We start from the raw sequence: 15,716 nt of genomic DNA, 5'->3' as shown, positions 1-15,716 counted from the left end.
AAATGGCGCAACAGAAGAAAAGCATCGGCATCGTCGGCGCGCGCGGCCATACCGGTGCGGAACTGATCCGGCTGATCGCGGCGCATCCCATGCTGGAGCTGGCCTTCGTCTCCTCGCGCGAGCTGGACGGCCAGCGCGTGGGCGAGCACAGCGACGCCTACGCGGGCGAGTTGCGCTACGAGAACCTTGACGCGGCCGCCGTGGCGGCCAAGCGCGCCGACGTGGTGATCCTGGCGCTGCCCAACGGCAAGGCGGCGCCTTACGTGGAGGCGATCGACCGGGCGACGCCGGACACGTTGATCGTCGACCTCTCCGCCGATTACCGCTTCGACAAGGCCTGGTACTACGGCCTGCCCGAACTCACCCGCGAGAAGTGGCGCGGCGAGAAGCGGATCAGCAACCCGGGCTGCTACGCCACCGCGATGGAACTCTCCATCGCGCCGTTGAAGGATCTGCTCGCCGCGCCGCCGGTGTGCTTCGGCGTTTCCGGCTATTCCGGCGCCGGCACCACGCCCTCGGACAAGAACGATCCCGAGAAGCTGCGCGACAACCTGATGCCGTATGCGCTCACCGGCCATACCCACGAGAAGGAAGTGAGCTTCCAGCTCGGCCTGCCGGTGGAGTTCATGCCGCACGTGGCGCCGCACTTCCGTGGACTCACCGTCACCACCAACCTCTACCTTGCCAGGCCGCTGAAGCGCGAGGACGTGCTGGCGCGTTTCCACCAGGCCTACGACGGCGAGAAGCTGGTGACAGTACTGGACGAGGCGCCCTGGGTCAGCCGCATCGCCCATCGGCACCATGCCGAGATCGGCGGCTTCGCGCTGTCGGCCGACGGCAGGCGCGTGGTGGTGGTGGCCACGCTGGACAACCTGCTCAAGGGCGCGGCGACGCAGGCGATGCAGAACATCAACCGCGTGCTTGGCGTGGACGAATACACCGCGATTCCCGCGTAAAACCTTCCGTAGGAGCGGCTTCAGCCGCGATGTTCTTCCCGATACCAAAAAATCGCGGCTGAAGCCGCTCCTACGAAAAATCATTGCCGTATCCCGCTTTCAGGACACCTCCATGACCCAACCCCTCTGGCAGAAATCCGGCATCCAGATCGACGCCAGGATCATGCGTTTCCTCGCCGGCGACGACGTGGTGCTGGACCGCGAGTTCTTCCTGCACGACATCGCCGCCAGCAAGGCGCACGTGGAAGGCTTGGCGAACATCGGCGTGGTGGGCGCCGACGAGGCCGCCGCGCTGAAGCGCGAGCTGGATGTGCTGGCGGATGACTTCCGCAGCGGCGCCTTCGTGCTGGACGAGCGTTTCGAGGACGGCCACTCCGCCATCGAGGCGCGCCTCACCGAGCGCCTGGGCGACGCCGGCCGCCGCGTGCATACCGGGCGCAGCCGCAACGACCAGATCCTGGTCGCCACGCGGCTGTGGCTGAAGGAAAAGCTGGCGGCGCTGGAAACGCATTGCCGCGCCATCGCCGACGTCTGCCTGCAGCGCGCCGCGCAGCCGGCGATCCCGCTGCCGGGCTACACCCACCTGCAGCGCGCCGTGGTGTCGTCCACCGGCATGTGGTTCGCCGGCTTCGCCGAAGGCTTCATCGACAACGCCTTCCGCGCCCGCGGCACGCGCGAGCTGATCGACGCCAACCCGCTCGGCACCGCCGCCGGCTATGGCGTGAACCTGAAGCTGGATCGCGGGCACACCACCGACGCGCTCGGCTTCGCGCGCATGCAGGTCAGCCCGATCTACGCCCAGCTCTCGCGCGGCAAGTACGAGATGGCCGTGCTGGAAGCCATCGCCGGCGCGCTGCTCGACCTGCGCCGGCTGGCCTGGGACCTGTCGCTGTTCACCACCGCCGAGTTCGGCTTCGTGTCGCTGCCGCCGGAATACACCACCGGCAGCTCGATCATGCCGAACAAGCGCAACCCGGACGTGGTGGAACTGCTGCGCGCCAGCTACGCCAGCGTGGCCGCCGCACGCACCGAGATCGAGCAGCTGCTGTCGCTGCCCTCGGGCTACCAGCGCGACCTGCAGTTCTCCAAGGGCTCGATCTTCCACGGCGTGCGCCACGGCCTGATGGCGCTGGAACTGGTACCGGACCTGCTGGCGCGCCTGCAGTGGAACGAGGGGGCGATGCGTGCGGCGATCGAGCCGGCGATGTACGCCACCGACGTGGCGATCGAGCAGGCCGCCGCCGGCGTGCCGTTCCGCGATGCCTATCGCGCCGCCGCCGAGGCGGCCGGTTCGGCGGGGCAGGGGCGCACGCCCGAAGGCAGCCTGGCGCAACGCGTGTCGCCGGGCGCGGGCAACGATCTGCGCCTGGACGAGCTGCGCGCCAGGCTCGGGCATCTGGACGGCTGAACGGGAGGATTCATGGCGGCGATCGGTACGGGGAATGCCGAGCACTACCGCTGGGGGCAGGGTTGCGACGGCTGGCACCTGCTGGCCGGCGACGACCTCAGCGTGATCGAGGAGCGCATGCCGCCGGGAACGGCGGAGCAGCCCCATAGCCATGCGCACGCACGCCAGTTCTTCTACGTGCTGGACGGCGAGGCCGTGCTGGAGATGGACGGCATGCCGCATCGCCTGCGCCGTGGCGAAGGCCTGCACGTGCCGCCGGGCGCGGCACACCAGATGCGCAACGAAAGCAGCGGCTACGTGCGCTTCCTGGTGGTGTCGGCGCCGAAGAGCCATGGCGACCGCATCCCCGCGCCGCCGGATGCCACGTCATGAACCGGTCGTCTCCCGAACGCGGGCTGCATGGACAGTTGCTGCCGCACTGGCGACGCGCCGTGCTCAAGGTCGGCAGCAACCTGCTGGCGGCCGACGGTGGCGGCCTCACGGCGCGCCACGCGTCGGCGCTGGCCGGTTTCGTGGCCGCCAGCCACGCCGCGGGACGGCAGGTGGTGCTGGTCTCGTCCGGCGCGGTGGCGGCCGGCCGCGCGCTGCTGCGCGAGCACGCGCCGGCCGCGGGCGACCTGGCGGCAAGGCAGGCACTGGCGGCACTGGGCCAGGCGCCGATGATCGCGCTGTGGCAGTCGCTGTCCGCGCGGCCGGTGGCGCAGGTGCTGCTCACCCACGACGACCTGCGCAACCGCCGCCGTTACCTCAACGCGCGCGCCACCCTGCGCGGCCTGCTGGCGCTGGACGTGCTGCCGGTGGTGAACGAGAACGACACCGTGGCGGTGGACGAGCTGAAGCTGGGCGACAACGACAACCTCGCCGCCATCGTCGCCGCCCTGGTCGATGCCGACCTGCTGTTGATCGCCTCGGACGTGGACGCGCTGTACAGCGCCGACCCGCGGCGCGATGCCGCCGCCGTGCCACTGCCGCGCGTCGCCGCGCTCACGCCGGAAATCCTCGCCATGGCCGGCGGCAGCGGCAGCACGGTCGGCACCGGCGGCATGCGCACCAAGCTGGAAGCCGCGGCCAAGGCCGCGGCGGCAGGCATTCCCACCGCGCTGTTCAGCGGCCGCGATGGAGCCACGGTGGGCGCACTGTCGAATGGCCACCTGCACGGCACCCTGATCGATGCCGCCAGCAGTCGCATGCAGGCGCGCAAGTACTGGCTGCGCCATGCGCCGGCCGCACCGGGCTGCATCCGCGTGGATGCAGGCGCGGCGCGTGCACTGGCCGGCGGACGCGCCTCGCTGCTGCCGGGCGGCGTGGCCACTGCGCTGGGCGAGTTCCAGCGCGGCGACCTGGTGGAGATCGCGGATGCCGACGGCAGGGCCGTGGCGCGTGGCCTCAGCCAGTATGCCGCGGGCGAGGTGCGCCGGCTGGCCGGACGGCACAGCCGCGATATCGAGGACGTGCTGGGCTATACCCATGGTCACGAGATCGTGCATCGCGACGACCTGATCACCGTGGTCCCCGCCGAAAATGCCGGAGGCATCGAAGCATGAACGAGATCCGATCCCTGGCACTCGCCTGCCGCGAGTCGGCGCCGGCCATCGCGGCGCTGGGCAGCGCGGCCAAGGCGGCCTTGCTGCACGACATGGCGGCGTCGCTGGACGAGCACTGCGACGACGTGCTCGCCGCCAATGCACGCGACATGGTGGCCGCCGCGGCGAAGGGCGTGCAGGGCGCGATGCTGGATCGCCTGCGCCTGGACGAGGCGCGCGTGGCAGGCATCGCCGCCGCCTTGCGCGAGGTGGCAGGCCTGCCCGACCCGGTTGGCTTGGTGACGCGCCGCGAGACGCGCCCGAACGGCCTCGTGGTGGAGCGCGTGCGCATCCCGCTCGGCGTGGTGGCGATGATCTACGAGGCGCGCCCCAACGTCACAGCGGATGCCGCCGCGTTGTGCCTCAAGGCCGGCAACGCGGTGATCCTGCGCGGTGGCTCCGAGGCGATCCATTCCAACACCGCGATCGCCGCCGCGCTGCACCAGGCCTTGCGCTCGCACGGTTTGCCGGAAGCAGCGGTGGCGCTGGTGGAAGACCTGAGCCGCGAAACCATGGTCGCTCTGCTGCAGCTGACCGACATCGTGGACCTTGCCATTCCCCGCGGCGGCGAGGGCCTGATCCGCTTCGTCGCCGAACACGCGCGCGTGCCGGTGATCAAGCACTACAAGGGCGTGTGCCACTTGTACGTGGACCGTGCCGCCGATCCGCGGCTGGCGCTGGACCTGCTGATCGATGGCAAGACCTCGCGCCCCGGCGTGTGCAATGCGCTGGAGACCCTGCTGGTGCATCGCGACGTCGCCGATACCTTCCTGCCCTTGGCGGCGCAGGCCTTGCGCGAACGCGGTGTCGAGCTGCGCGGCGACCAAGCCAGCCGCGCGCGGGTGCCGGCGATGCAGCCCGCCACCGACGACGACTACGCCGCCGAGTTCCTCGACCTGGTCCTCGCCGTGCGCGTGGTGGACGATCTCGACGAAGCCATTGCCCATATCCGTCGCTACGGCTCCGACCACACCGAGGTGATCGCCAGCCGCGACGAGGCGGCGGCCCGGCGCTTCGTGCAGGCGATCCGCTCGGCGGTGGTGATGGTCAACGCCTCCTCGCGCTTCAGCGACGGCGGCGAGCTGGGACTGGGCGCCGAGATCGGTATTTCAACGACCCGCCTGCATGCCTATGGCCCGATGGGAGCGGAGTCGCTCACCATCGAGCGTTTCGTGGTGCGCGGCGACGGCCAGGTGCGGCACGCGGAGAGCCGCGCAAGGCGTCAGTAACCCGCGGCGAGCCCGGCCGGGCGCCTGGGGTCGTTGGCACCTTCCAGCAGGCCGGTTTTGGGATCGACCATGATCGCCTCGTCGGCGCCGATCGAATGGCGCGTCCTGAACGTGTAGCCCATCGATTCCAGCGACTTCCGCGTCTGCGGCGTGAGCAGCCCGGGCTCGACGTACACCACGTCGGGATACCACTGGTGGTGCATGCGCGGCGCGTCGATGGCCTGCTGCAGGTTCATGCCGTAGTCGACCACGTTGACGATGCTCTCCATCGTGGTCGAGATGATGGTGGCGCTGCCGGGGCTGCCGGTGATCAGGAACGGCTTGCCATTGCGCAGCACGATGGTGGGCGTCATCGAGCTGAGCGGGCGCTTGCCCGGCTCGACCTGGTTGACCGTGCCCTGCACCAGCCCGGCGCCGTTCGCCTCGCCGGGCTTGCCGGTGAGGTCGTCCATCTCGTCGTTGAGGAAGAAGCCGGTGTCGCCGGCGATCTGGCGGATGCCGAACAGGTAGTTGATGGTATAGGTCACCGCGACGGCGGTGCCGTCCTTGTCGATCACCGAGTAGTGCGTGGTGTGGTTGCCCTCGGCCTGGCCCAGGCTGCCCTTTACCTCCGACGAGGGCGTGGCCTTGTCGGGCAGGATGGTGGCGCGCAGCCTGGCCAGGTGGTCGACCGACAGCAGCCGGTCGATCGGGTTGTGTACGAAGGCCGGGTCGCCGAGGTAGGTGTTGCGGTCGGCGAAGGCGCGGCGCTCCGCCTCGACCAGGTAGTGCAGGCTCTTGCTTGAGCCGTAGCCCCAGCGCCCGAGCGCGTAGGGTTCGACCAGCTTGAGGATCATGCACACGGTGACGCCGCCGGAGCTGGGCGGCGGCGCGGACACGATGGTGTAGCCGCGGTAGTCGCACTGCACCGGCTTGTCCCACTGCACGGTGTAGTCGGCGAAGTCCTGCATCGAGAGGATGCCGTGGTTGGCCTCGCTGGCCGCGACCAGCTTGCGCGCGATCGGGCCCTTGTAGAATGCGTCGGTGCCGCCCGCGGCGATCTGCTCCAGCGTGTGCGCCAGTTGCGTCTGCACCAGCCGCTGGCCGGCCACGTACGGCTTGCCGTGGTCGAGGAAGATCGCCGCCACGTTCGGGTACTTGGCGAAGTCCTTCACGCTGTCGTCGAGGATGTGCACGTCGCCCTGTTCGAGCACGTAGCCTTGCTTCGCCAGCTTGATCGCCGGCGCGATGACCTGCTTGAGCGACAGCGTGCCGTACTTCTTCAGCGCCTCGTCCAGCCCCATCACCGTGCCGGGCACGCCCACGCCGAGCCAGGTGTCGGTGCTGAGCCCGGGGACCAGGTTGCCCTTGGCATCCTGGAACATGGTCGGCGTGGCCTTCAGCGGGGCCTTCTCGCGGAAGTCGAGGAAGACGTTGCGGCCGTCCTTGAAGTGGATGGTCATGAAGCCGCCGCCGCCGATGTTGCCGCAGCAGGGATGCACCACCGCCTCGGCGTAGCCCACCGCCACCGCGGCGTCGATGGCGTTGCCGCCCTGCCTGAGGATGTCCAGCCCGACCAGGGTGGCCAGGTGCTGCGCGCTCACCACCATGCCGTGCCTGGCGGTGACCGGCTGCGCCTTGGCCAGCACCGCCCGGGTGGCAGCGGGGGCGCTGGCGATCGCGGGAGTCTGCGGAGCGGCATCGCGTGCGTGCAGCGGCAGGCAGCAGGCGGCGAGGGCCGCCGCCAGCAGGTGACGTCGCCATCCCGGAGTGGCGCGCTGCCTGTCCATCGTGCGGCTCGATCCGGCCCGGGCTTGCACTGCGCTGCTGTCGGACATTCGTTCAACCTCCCACGCTGCGACGAACGAGCATAGCCGCATGCGCGGCGGCGGCTCCAATGAAAAGACGGACAGTCGGCATAACTGTCAGTTGTGGCCGGCGATCCGTGTTCCGCGGCCGGGCAGGCTGAAGTTCAGTCCACTGCCACGCCCGCATCGCGCAGGCGCTGGCGCAGGCGGTCCAGCTTGTCGCCGTAACGCGCGCTGCGTGCGGTGTCGCGGCGCATGGGTTGCCGCACCTGCGCCGCGCTGGGTGCACTCAGCACCGCGCGCGAGGTCTTGTGGAATGCCAGGCAGGCGGGGTCGAACGACAGCCCGCAGAAGTCCAGCAGGCGGCGGATGGTCGGTTCCGGTTCGGCGACCAGGGTTTCGTATTCGAGATCGAGTACCTGGCCCGGATACCGTTCCAGCCAGAAGCGCGTCAGGCGCAGGAAGTCGATGCAATAGTCGGCCATCTCGTCGAGGTCGCAGGTGAAGCCGCTCTGCTCGGTGAAGAGCTGGCGGAAGCACGCCAGGCAGGTTTCCAACGGATCGCGCCGCACCACCACCACGCGCGCCGCCGGCAGCATCGCCAGCGCGGCGCCCACCAGGTACCAGGTCACCAGGCTCTTGTCGGTGAAGCGCGGCTTGGTCTTGCGCCACGGCGCGGTGCGCGCGAGGTATTCCTTGCCCAGGCGTTGCCAGTCCGCGGCACTGGCGTGTGGCGTCCACAGCGGGAACGCGGAGTGGCGGCGGCGTGTTTCCGCATCGATCACCTGCGACAGGTCCTTGATCTCGTTCGCACCCTCGACTTCCGGGTGCGAGGCCAGGATCTGCTCGACCAGGGTGGAGCCGGAACGGGGGACGCTGACGATGAGGATGGCCTCGTGGCCCAGCGCGGGATCCAGCGGCGGTGGCATGTCGTGCGCGAAGATGCGCCGGATGGCTTCCACGCGCTGCCGTTCGCCCGCGGCGTTCCAGTGCACGCGCTGGCGCCGCGAGGCATTCGCTTGCCGGAACAGCTCGAAGGCCTGCGCGTAATCGCCCTGGTCTTCCAGCGCCTTGGCCAGGGTGAAGCCGAGCAGTTCGCGATGGCGTGGCGGTTGCCCGCCGCGCGCCCATGCCTGGCGCAGGTTGGCCACATCCGCGGCGTCGAAGCGCACGGTGTTGAGGTTGGACAGCCCGAACCAGCCCTCGGCGTTGCCGGGATCGAGGCGCAGCACCTCGCGGAAGCCGGCGACGGCGTCGTCGACCTGGCCCAGGCTGGCCTGCGCCTTGGCCAGCGACAGCCGGGCCGGAAGATGCGCCGGTGCGAGCTCCAGCGCGCGTTGCAACGCGGCGATGGCTTCGTCCGTGTACGCCTGCCGCCAGCAGGCCTCGCCGCGGTTGAACCAGGCCGATGCGGAGGCGGGAGCCAGTTCGCAGGCGCGCCGCAGGTGCGACATGGCTTCCCCGATCTCGCCGAGTTCGTGCAGGGCGATGCCCAGTCCCACATGCAGGTCGGAGTCGTCGGGCCAGACCGGCAGCACCCGCCGGAAACAGTCGGCGGCCCTGGCCTGGTCGCCGCGATGCTGGGCCATGACGCCGAGCATGCGCAATGCGTCCGCGTTGCCGGGCGCGAGTGCCAGCACCTGCTGGATCGAGCGTTCGGCGGCGTCGGATTGCCGTTGCTGCCACTCGCCGCGTGCCCGCGCCAGCAGTCGGGTGGCTGCCTCTGGCAACGGTGCGGAATGGGCGGTCTCGGAGGTCATGTCGTCAAACTACACAAGTCGCCGGAAGGCTGCAAAAGATCGCCTGGAGGGAGTATCCGGGGCTTCTTGAAGAGTGTGGCCATGGATGGCCGCTTCCTGATCCTCGCGCTCATGGACGGACGCAAGCATGCAGCCGCAAAAAAACGCCGGGCGTGAACCCGGCGCAGGGAGGAGAGTTTGTATGGAGATCAGAAGTCGTAGGCGATGGAGAAGCGGACGCTGCGTGGCGAACGGGTGTCCTGCACGCGGCCGTAGTCCGGGTTGGGGCTGCTGGTGGTGCCGTAGAAGTCGTTGTAGAAGATCGTCGTCTGGTCGTTGAGCACGTTGAACACGGCGAGATTGAAGTCGAGCTTGTGCTGTGCCCACGCCGGCTTGTAGTCCAGGCTGAGGTCGACGTTGTGCACCCACGGCGTGTTGCCGAGCGAACCGGGCGGCACGGGCACGCCGCCGCACCAGTAGTAGGTGTGCGAACCGTGCAGCGCCAACTGGGCCGGGCCGTAGCCGCCGCGGCACATCACCGGCGTGCCCGAGGTGATGTACAGGTCGGCGCCGACCGTCCATTCCGGGGTGAGCGCGTAGGCACCGAAGATCTTGAACTGGTGCGCGCGGTTGTTCGGCAGCACGCCGCCCGACCACTCCATGCGCTCCGGGAAGTCCCATGCGGTGGTGAGGGATTCGTAGGAGCCGCCCTGCTGCGAATACGTGCTCACCGGGCCCTCGGTGTTGCCCCAGGTGCGCGAGAACACGTAGTCGAACTTGGCGAACCACTTGCCGTCCCATGCGTGTTCCAGCGACAGGTCCAGCGAGTAGTAGCGGCGTTCCGGCGCCTTCGGGAAGCCCTGGTCGGCAGCGCTGAGCGTCACCGGCACGAGACCGCCGCTGGGTGATTTCATCCAGAGGTAGTTGGTCACGCCAGGATTGATCAGCACCAGGCTCTGCGCGTAGTCGGAGCAGTCCGCCGGCGTCATCCAGGAGTAGCCCTGCGCGAGACCGGCCGCGCACTCGATCTGTTCGTCGTCGAAATCGTCGATGATGCGGCTCATCCGCTGGTAGGTGCCGGTGGCGCCGAACACCCAGCTCGTACCCAGCATGTGGAACTGCTGCTGCATGCCCAGTACGTAGTTGTCGGAGAATTCGGCCCTGGCGTTGCGCGCCGCGGAAACGCGCGGGTCCTTCGCCTGGCCGTATTCGTTGTCGATCGACACGCCGGTCGAGGGGGTTTGCGGCAGGGGCGTGAAGCCGGTTGGCACGCCGGTCACCGGATCGATCCCGGTATAGGTGCCGTAGATGCCGGCATTCGTCACGGGAGCGGCGATGGACAGGGCCACCTGGGTGGGCAGCGCCAGGTAGTACCTGCCGGCATTGCCGAACACCTTGAGCGACGAATCGCCGTGCACGTCCCAGCTGAAGCCCAGGCGGGGCGCCCATTGCGGCTTGGTCTCGCGGATGTAGGGCACGCCGGAGGCGTCGTAGTTCACGAACTGGTCGTTGCGCAGGCCCAGGTTGAGCAGCAGGTTCGGCGTGACCTGCCAGTTGTCCATGATGTACTGGGCGCGTTGCGTCACGCGCACCGTGGCGACGCTGAGGTCGGTGTGCTTCTGCACGTAGTAGCAGTGGGTCTTGCCGTCGGAGCCGAGGCTGCATTGGGACGATGGCGCGACGTAGGGCGGAACGTTGGGGTCGTCGCCGAAGACCGGCGTATTGGGACCGGTTGCGCCGTACATCCACTGGTAGCCCGGGCCGGTGTTCTGCGCGCCGTCGTCGATGTCGAAGGAGTTGATGTTGTCGATGCCGACCTGGAGGTCGTGGCTGCCCAGCTTCCAGTCGAGGCTGAGGCGGTAGTTGGTGATCGATTCGCTATGGTTGGGGTCGGAGAGTTCCGAACTGGACTGCGAGTTGACGATGCCGCCCGGCGGAGCGAACCGCGGATCCTGCAGGGACGCGCTGGCGATGTGCGGCAGTTCGGGGTCGTAGCCCGGATACGCGGGCTGCGTCGAGTAGTACTGGCCGTGCATCTTGCCGTAGGTGGCGTTCAGCGTGATGTCGTCGGTGAGGTAGGAGGTGTAGTTCAGCACCCCCATCTTGAACACGGTCTTGTTGTACTGGCCGAGATAGTCGAACGCGCCGCTCTTCAGCGTGTCGTAGTCGAAGTCGTAGTAGGTGCCCTGCGTCTGGTGCGCGTTCTGCAGGTAGCTCAGCGTCAGCACGTTGCTGTCGTTGATGTTCCAGTTCAGCTTGCCGAAGAACTTCGGATCGTGCTCGCTGAACGAGTCGGTGACGCCGTTGCCGAACTCCGGCGTGCTGCGGTACTGGCTGTCGTCCCGCTCCGCGCTCAGGAAGAAGAACAATTTGTCCTTGATGAGCGGGCCGCTGACGTAGGCGTCATAGATCGTTTCCTGGGACCGGTTGCCGTTGCGGTAAACGGCCATGTCGCCGGGCGAATAGACCGGGTCGCCAGCCAGCAGCGGGTTGTTGTAATAGAGGTTGTCCGGGTTCGCACGCAGGCTGGCCGGCTGCCACAGCACGCGTGCGCCGAAGTGCCAGTCGTTGGTGCCGCTCTTGCCGATCTGGTTGATCACGCCGCCGATGGAGCGGCCGTACCTGGCGTCGTAGCCGCTGATGTAGGTCTGCTGCTGGTCGATGGCGCCGTAGGGCAGGGTGATGCCGCCCTGGCTGTTGAGCGCCTCGGTGACGTTCATGCCGTCGACGTAGTAGGCGTTCTCCGCCGTGGAGGCGCCGCCGAACACGTTGATCGGCGTGCCGAGCGGACCGGTGCCCAGTTCGGGCGAACCCATGTTGACGCCCGGGGCCAGCATGGCGATGTCTTCGGCGGTGCGCGCCAGCGGCAGCTGCTGCAGCTGCTTGGAGGTGATCGTGGTGACCTGGTTGGTGGTGGTCACGTCGATCGCCGGGATGGCGTTGGCCGTGACGTTGATCGCGTTGAGGTTGACCGCGTTGGCGGAACCGCCGGCCGTGGACGAGAAATCGACGGCCACCGCGCCTGCCGCCACCGGCGTGACGTCGGTGCGGCTCTGCACGACCTTGCCGTTCTGCAGCAGCGACACCGTGTAGGTGCCGACCGGCAGGGTGATCGAATACCTGCCGGACTCGCTCACCGGGATGCTGCGGTTGAAGCCGCCGCCGCTGGTGATCTGGATGATTTCGCCCGGCGCCACCGGCACCGAGCCGTAGATGGTGCCGTTGGTCGCCTGTGCCCAAGCCGTGCCCGCGGCGCCACAGGCGAGCAGGCCTATGGCAAGGGGCAGCGCCTTGCGCTTGAGGACATCGTTGCGATGCAGCGCGCTGCGGGATTTGCCCTTCATGTATGCACTCCACTGTGGTGAAACGCCGGGTACGGCAGCTTCGGCCCGTCGGGGCCAGTTGTTTCATCGCATCGCGCGGAGCGAGGACGCGTGGAGCCCTTTTGACCGCAGCAGTCGCGATGCTTTTGCCATGGAAACTCTGTGCGCCGGTTCCGACAGAAGCGGGGCGGCAGATCGAACACGGGCTTGGTGTGGCCGGAATGGAGCGGCATCGCGGCACGGGTGCGGCGTGGCGGCGTCTCGTGGACGAAGCCCGCGCCTGCCGGCGACGCGCATCAAGCGGACACCCTCCATGCCCACAATGCTGAACGAGCGTAGTCCGTGACAAGCAAAAGTCGCCAATGAAAAATCTTGCTCGCGCCATAACTGAGGGTTATGCGTGCCATTCGGCGCTTGAAAATTTTTGCGCAAGGGTTTCCATTCGCTGCTCACACATTCCATTTGCGCGCGGGGAAATACATGAAACGTTGGCCATTGCTGCTGGGGATGTCTGTCTTCGCCGCATCTGCATCCTGCATCGCATGGGCGGAGGCGGCCGCTCCAGCCCGAGCCGTCGAACTGACGGTGAGCCTGCCCAATCCGGCGCAGAAAGTGCTGTACGTGCGCGAGACGATGCCGGTCGCGCCGGGCAAGCTCACGCTGTATTACCCGAAGTACATCCCGGGCGACCACGCGCCGGACGGCCCCATCGGCACGATGATGGGGCTGGAGATCAGCGCCGGCGGCAAGCACATCGCGTGGCAGCGCGATCCCGTGGACATGTTCACCTTCCACCTGGACGTGCCGGCCGGCGTGGACAGCATCGACATCGGCTTCCAGTTTCCGGACACGGACCGGATCACGCCGAACCTGATGGACCTCACCTGGGATCACGTGGCGCTGTACCGCGCCGGCGAGCCGACCAAGTCGCAGATGTTCCGGCCCACGCTGGAGATGCCGGCGGATTGGGGTTACGGCACGGCGCTGGAGACGGATGCGCGTGACGGCGGCCGCATCCGCTTCAAGCCCGTGCCGTTCAACACGCTGGTCGATTCGCCGGTGATCGCCGGCAAGCATTTCCGGCAGATCGACGTCACCCCGGCGAACTCCAGCGCGCATCGCTGGCTCGATATGGTGGGCGACAGCGATGCCGCGCTGCAGATCAAGCCCGGGCAGCTTGAGGGTTACCGCAACCTGGTCGTGCAGGCGCAGGACCTGTTCCATTCGCACCACTACGCGAACTACCACTTCCTGCTGACGCTGAGCGACCACACCTCGGTCGGTGGCCTGGAGCATCACCAGTCCAGCGACGACCGTGCGCGCGGCGGCTCGCGCATGTTCGCCGACCCCGACCATTTCATGCTCGACGGCTCGTTGCTGCCGCACGAGTACACGCATTCGTGGAACGGCAAATTCATGCGTCCGGCCGGCCTGTGGCAGCCGGACTTCGAGCAGCCCGAGATCGCCGACGGGCTGTGGGTGTACGAGGGCCTCACGGTCTACCTCGGCGACGCGCTGACCGCGCGCAGCGGCCTGTGGTCGGCGCAGGACTGGCGCGACGCGCTGGCTTATCGCGCGGCCACGTTCGCGCATCGCCCCGGCCGCGAATGGCGACCCTTGTCGGACACCACCAGGGCCGCGCAACTCCTGTACAGCGGCGATCCGGGCTGGGTGAACTGGCGCCGCGCCACCGACTTCTACCGCGAAGGCCAGCTGCTGTGGCTGGCGGTGGACACCAGGATCCGCGCGCTCAGCCACGACAAGCGCACGCTGGACGATTTCGCGCAACGCTTCTTCAGCGTGGATGACGGCAGCTACGTCACCCATACCTACACCTTCGACGACGTCGTGGCCGCACTGAACGCGGTGCAGCCCTGGGACTGGGCGAAATTCCTGCACGGCTGGATGGACGGCGTGGGCGACGAGGTGCCGCTGCTGTCCGGCATCGGGCAGAGCGGCTGGAAGCTGGTCTACACCGACACGCCTTCGCGCTACCAGAACGCGGTCGAGAACGTGGGCAAGAGCGAGTTCAGCGCGTCCGGCGTCGACGAGACGTTCTCGGTGGGCCTGTTCATCAGGCACAACGGCAGCATCATGGACGTGCTGTGGCAGGGGCCGGCCTTCAAGGCCGGGCTTGCGCCGGGCATGAAGCTGCAGGCGGTCGACGGGCACGCATACACGCCACGCGTCCTGCGCGATGCGATCGTGCGTGCGCAGAAGGACAAGCAGCCGATCCGGATCCAGGCGGAGACCGATGGCGTCAGCCGCACGTATGCGGTGCACTACGACGGCGGGCTGAAGTATCCGCACCTCGTGCGCATACCCGGCACGCCGGATTACCTGAGCGAGATCCTCGCACCGAAGCAATGAGCGCCTTGCTCCCCTCTCCCGCGAGCGGGAGAGGGGAAAAGCGAGTTGCGGCAGATGACCGGAATCGCCCGATTCGCAGGCCCAGGCTGCAGTCAATGCCAGCCGTTGACGAAGCCCGTGATGATGATCGCGTTGGTGAAGTCGATCAGGAACGCGCCCACCACCGGCGCCACCAGGAAGGCGCGTGGCGCGGGCCCGTAGCGCTCGGTCAACGAGCTCATGCAGGCCACGGCGTTCGCCGTGGTGCCCAGCATGAAGCCGGTGAAGCCGCTGGCCATCACGGCGGCGTCGTAGTCGCGTCCCATCAACCGCAGCAGCGGCCAGCAGCAGAAGGCCAGCACCAGGATCGACTGCACCGCCAGGTTCGCCAGCAGCGGCAACGCCAGGCCGGCCAGGTCCCACAGGTGCAGGTTCATCAGCGCCACCACGAGGAACAGCGACAGCGCGGTGTTGCCGATCAGCTCCATGCCGCGCGTCGACAAGCCGAACCAGTCCAGCCAGTCGTCGAGGTTGCGGATGGCCGCGCCGACCAGCATCGCGCCGATGTAGCTCGGCAGGGTCACGCCGAGCCGGCTCAGGCCGTTGCTGATCCATGCGCCCAGGCCCATCGCCAGCAGCATGAACACCAGGTTCTTGAGTCCCGCATAGGTCGGGTCGGCGGCGCGTCCGGTGTCCGTGGTTTCGATCGGCGCCGGTGCTTCGATGTTGGCGCCCGCGACTGCATGGGCCGGGCGCAGGTGGAGGCGGTCGATCAGCATGGCCGCTATCGGCGAGCCGAAAATGGAACCGAGGACGATGCCGGCCATCGCGTTGGCCAGCGCCACGCTCTGTGCGCCGTGAATCCCCGCCTTGTCGAACAGCGGGGCGAAGGCCAGCCCGGTGGCGGGGCCGCCCGCAAGCGTGACCGAGCCGGTGATCACGCCGAACAGCGGGGGCAGGCCGAAGGCCTTGGCCATGCCGATGCCCAGCAGGTTCTGCACCACCGCCAGCCCGCTGGCCAGGGCGAGAAACAGCAGGATCTGGCGGCCGCCGACCTTGAGCAGGGTCGCGCTGGCGTTGAAGCCGATGCCGGTGAAGAACGCGATCATCAGCGGCTGCTGCCACGCGGTGTCGAAGCGTATCGGGGTGACGCCCCAGTGCCTGCACGCGAGCATGAACAGCGCCACCAGCAGGCCGCCGATCACCGGCGCGGGAATGCTGAAGCGCATCAGCAGCGGCACGCGCCGCCGGATCATGTAGCCGACCAGCAGGAACAGGCCGCCGCAGGCCAGGGTCTGGATCGAATCGAGTGTCAGCACGCTGGGTTGTCCCGGGCGGCGGT

At 68.2% G+C, this 15,716-nt stretch carries 10 protein-coding genes; 6 read left to right on the top strand and 4 right to left on the bottom strand.

All coding sequences use genetic code 11. The annotated features are described in order from the left end of the window. Positions 1 to 2 precede the first annotated feature (2 nt). From argC to ABQJ56_RS06445, 5 genes are all read left to right on the top strand, one after another. Positions 3 to 956 carry an N-acetyl-gamma-glutamyl-phosphate reductase gene (gene argC / locus ABQJ56_RS06465; protein ID WP_367844175.1) on the top strand — a complete coding sequence of 318 codons (954 nt, stop codon included), beginning with the start codon at positions 3 to 5 and terminating at the stop codon, positions 954 to 956. Positions 957 to 1,068: 112 nt separating this feature from the next. After that, complete coding sequence (locus ABQJ56_RS06460; RefSeq protein WP_367844174.1) at positions 1,069 to 2,364, top strand: argininosuccinate lyase; 1,296 nt, start codon at positions 1,069 to 1,071, stop codon at positions 2,362 to 2,364. Positions 2,365 to 2,376: 12 nt separating this feature from the next. Beyond that, on the top strand, positions 2,377 to 2,736 hold the full coding sequence (locus tag ABQJ56_RS06455) for a cupin domain-containing protein (protein WP_367844173.1): 360 nt from the start codon (positions 2,377 to 2,379) through the stop codon (positions 2,734 to 2,736). Beyond that, positions 2,733 to 3,908 carry a glutamate 5-kinase gene (proB, locus tag ABQJ56_RS06450; protein WP_367844172.1) on the top strand — a complete coding sequence of 392 codons (1,176 nt, stop codon included), beginning with the start codon at positions 2,733 to 2,735 and terminating at the stop codon, positions 3,906 to 3,908. The genes ABQJ56_RS06455 and proB overlap by 4 nt, the downstream gene beginning before the upstream one ends. Then, a complete protein-coding gene (locus ABQJ56_RS06445) occupies positions 3,905 to 5,176 on the top strand; it encodes a glutamate-5-semialdehyde dehydrogenase (RefSeq protein ID WP_367844171.1) in 1,272 nt (423 codons plus the stop codon). The genes proB and ABQJ56_RS06445 overlap by 4 nt, the downstream gene beginning before the upstream one ends. On the opposite strand, the gene ggt is transcribed toward ABQJ56_RS06445, so the two are convergent. From ggt to ABQJ56_RS06430, 3 genes are all read right to left on the bottom strand, one after another. Further along, on the bottom strand, positions 5,170 to 6,945 hold the full coding sequence (gene ggt, locus ABQJ56_RS06440; protein WP_367844170.1) for a gamma-glutamyltransferase: 1,776 nt from the start codon (positions 6,943 to 6,945) through the stop codon (positions 5,170 to 5,172). The two genes, ABQJ56_RS06445 and ggt, sit on opposite strands and share 7 nt — an antisense overlap. 182 nt (positions 6,946 to 7,127) lie before the next feature. Continuing rightward, a complete protein-coding gene (locus ABQJ56_RS06435; protein WP_367844169.1) occupies positions 7,128 to 8,723 on the bottom strand; it encodes a tetratricopeptide repeat-containing sulfotransferase family protein in 1,596 nt (531 codons plus the stop codon). A gap of 188 nt (positions 8,724 to 8,911) precedes the next feature. Continuing rightward, positions 8,912 to 12,046, bottom strand: coding sequence for a TonB-dependent receptor (locus ABQJ56_RS06430; protein ID WP_367844168.1), 3,135 nt, complete (start codon positions 12,044 to 12,046; stop codon positions 8,912 to 8,914). 564 nt (positions 12,047 to 12,610) lie between these two features. Between ABQJ56_RS06430 and ABQJ56_RS06425 the strand changes: the two genes are divergently transcribed. Beyond that, complete coding sequence (locus ABQJ56_RS06425) at positions 12,611 to 14,395, top strand: M61 family metallopeptidase (protein WP_367844167.1); 1,785 nt, start codon at positions 12,611 to 12,613, stop codon at positions 14,393 to 14,395. A 92-nt stretch (positions 14,396 to 14,487) separates the two neighbouring features. Here the strand turns inward: ABQJ56_RS06425 and gltS are convergent, their stop codons facing one another. Continuing rightward, the gene (gene gltS, locus ABQJ56_RS06420) at positions 14,488 to 15,693 is read right to left on the bottom strand and encodes a sodium/glutamate symporter (protein ID WP_367844166.1); all 1,206 of its coding nucleotides are present in this window, start codon (positions 15,691 to 15,693) and stop codon (positions 14,488 to 14,490) included. Positions 15,694 to 15,716: the final 23 nt, after the last annotated feature.

The sequence above is a fragment of the Rhodanobacter geophilus genome (genome assembly GCF_040812275.1).
Lineage (GTDB): Bacteria > Pseudomonadota > Gammaproteobacteria > Xanthomonadales > Rhodanobacteraceae > Rhodanobacter_A > Rhodanobacter_A geophilus.
The sequence above is the reverse complement of the archived record's forward strand: the minus strand, read 5'-3'. Positions and strand labels throughout refer to the sequence as shown.

Coding starts and splice junctions, on each gene's coding strand:
- ABQJ56_RS06435 (WP_367844169.1), bottom strand. CDS start 8,723: ATGACCTCCGAGACCGCCCATTCCGCACCGTTGCCAGAGGCAGCCACC.
- ABQJ56_RS06455 (WP_367844173.1), top strand. CDS start 2,377: ATGGCGGCGATCGGTACGGGGAATGCCGAGCACTACCGCTGGGGGCAG.
- ABQJ56_RS06430 (WP_367844168.1), bottom strand. CDS start 12,046: ATGAAGGGCAAATCCCGCAGCGCGCTGCATCGCAACGATGTCCTCAAG.
- ABQJ56_RS06445 (WP_367844171.1), top strand. CDS start 3,905: ATGAACGAGATCCGATCCCTGGCACTCGCCTGCCGCGAGTCGGCGCCG.
- argC (WP_367844175.1), top strand. CDS start 3: ATGGCGCAACAGAAGAAAAGCATCGGCATCGTCGGCGCGCGCGGCCAT.
- ggt (WP_367844170.1), bottom strand. CDS start 6,945: ATGGACAGGCAGCGCGCCACTCCGGGATGGCGACGTCACCTGCTGGCG.
- ABQJ56_RS06460 (WP_367844174.1), top strand. CDS start 1,069: ATGACCCAACCCCTCTGGCAGAAATCCGGCATCCAGATCGACGCCAGG.
- proB (WP_367844172.1), top strand. CDS start 2,733: ATGAACCGGTCGTCTCCCGAACGCGGGCTGCATGGACAGTTGCTGCCG.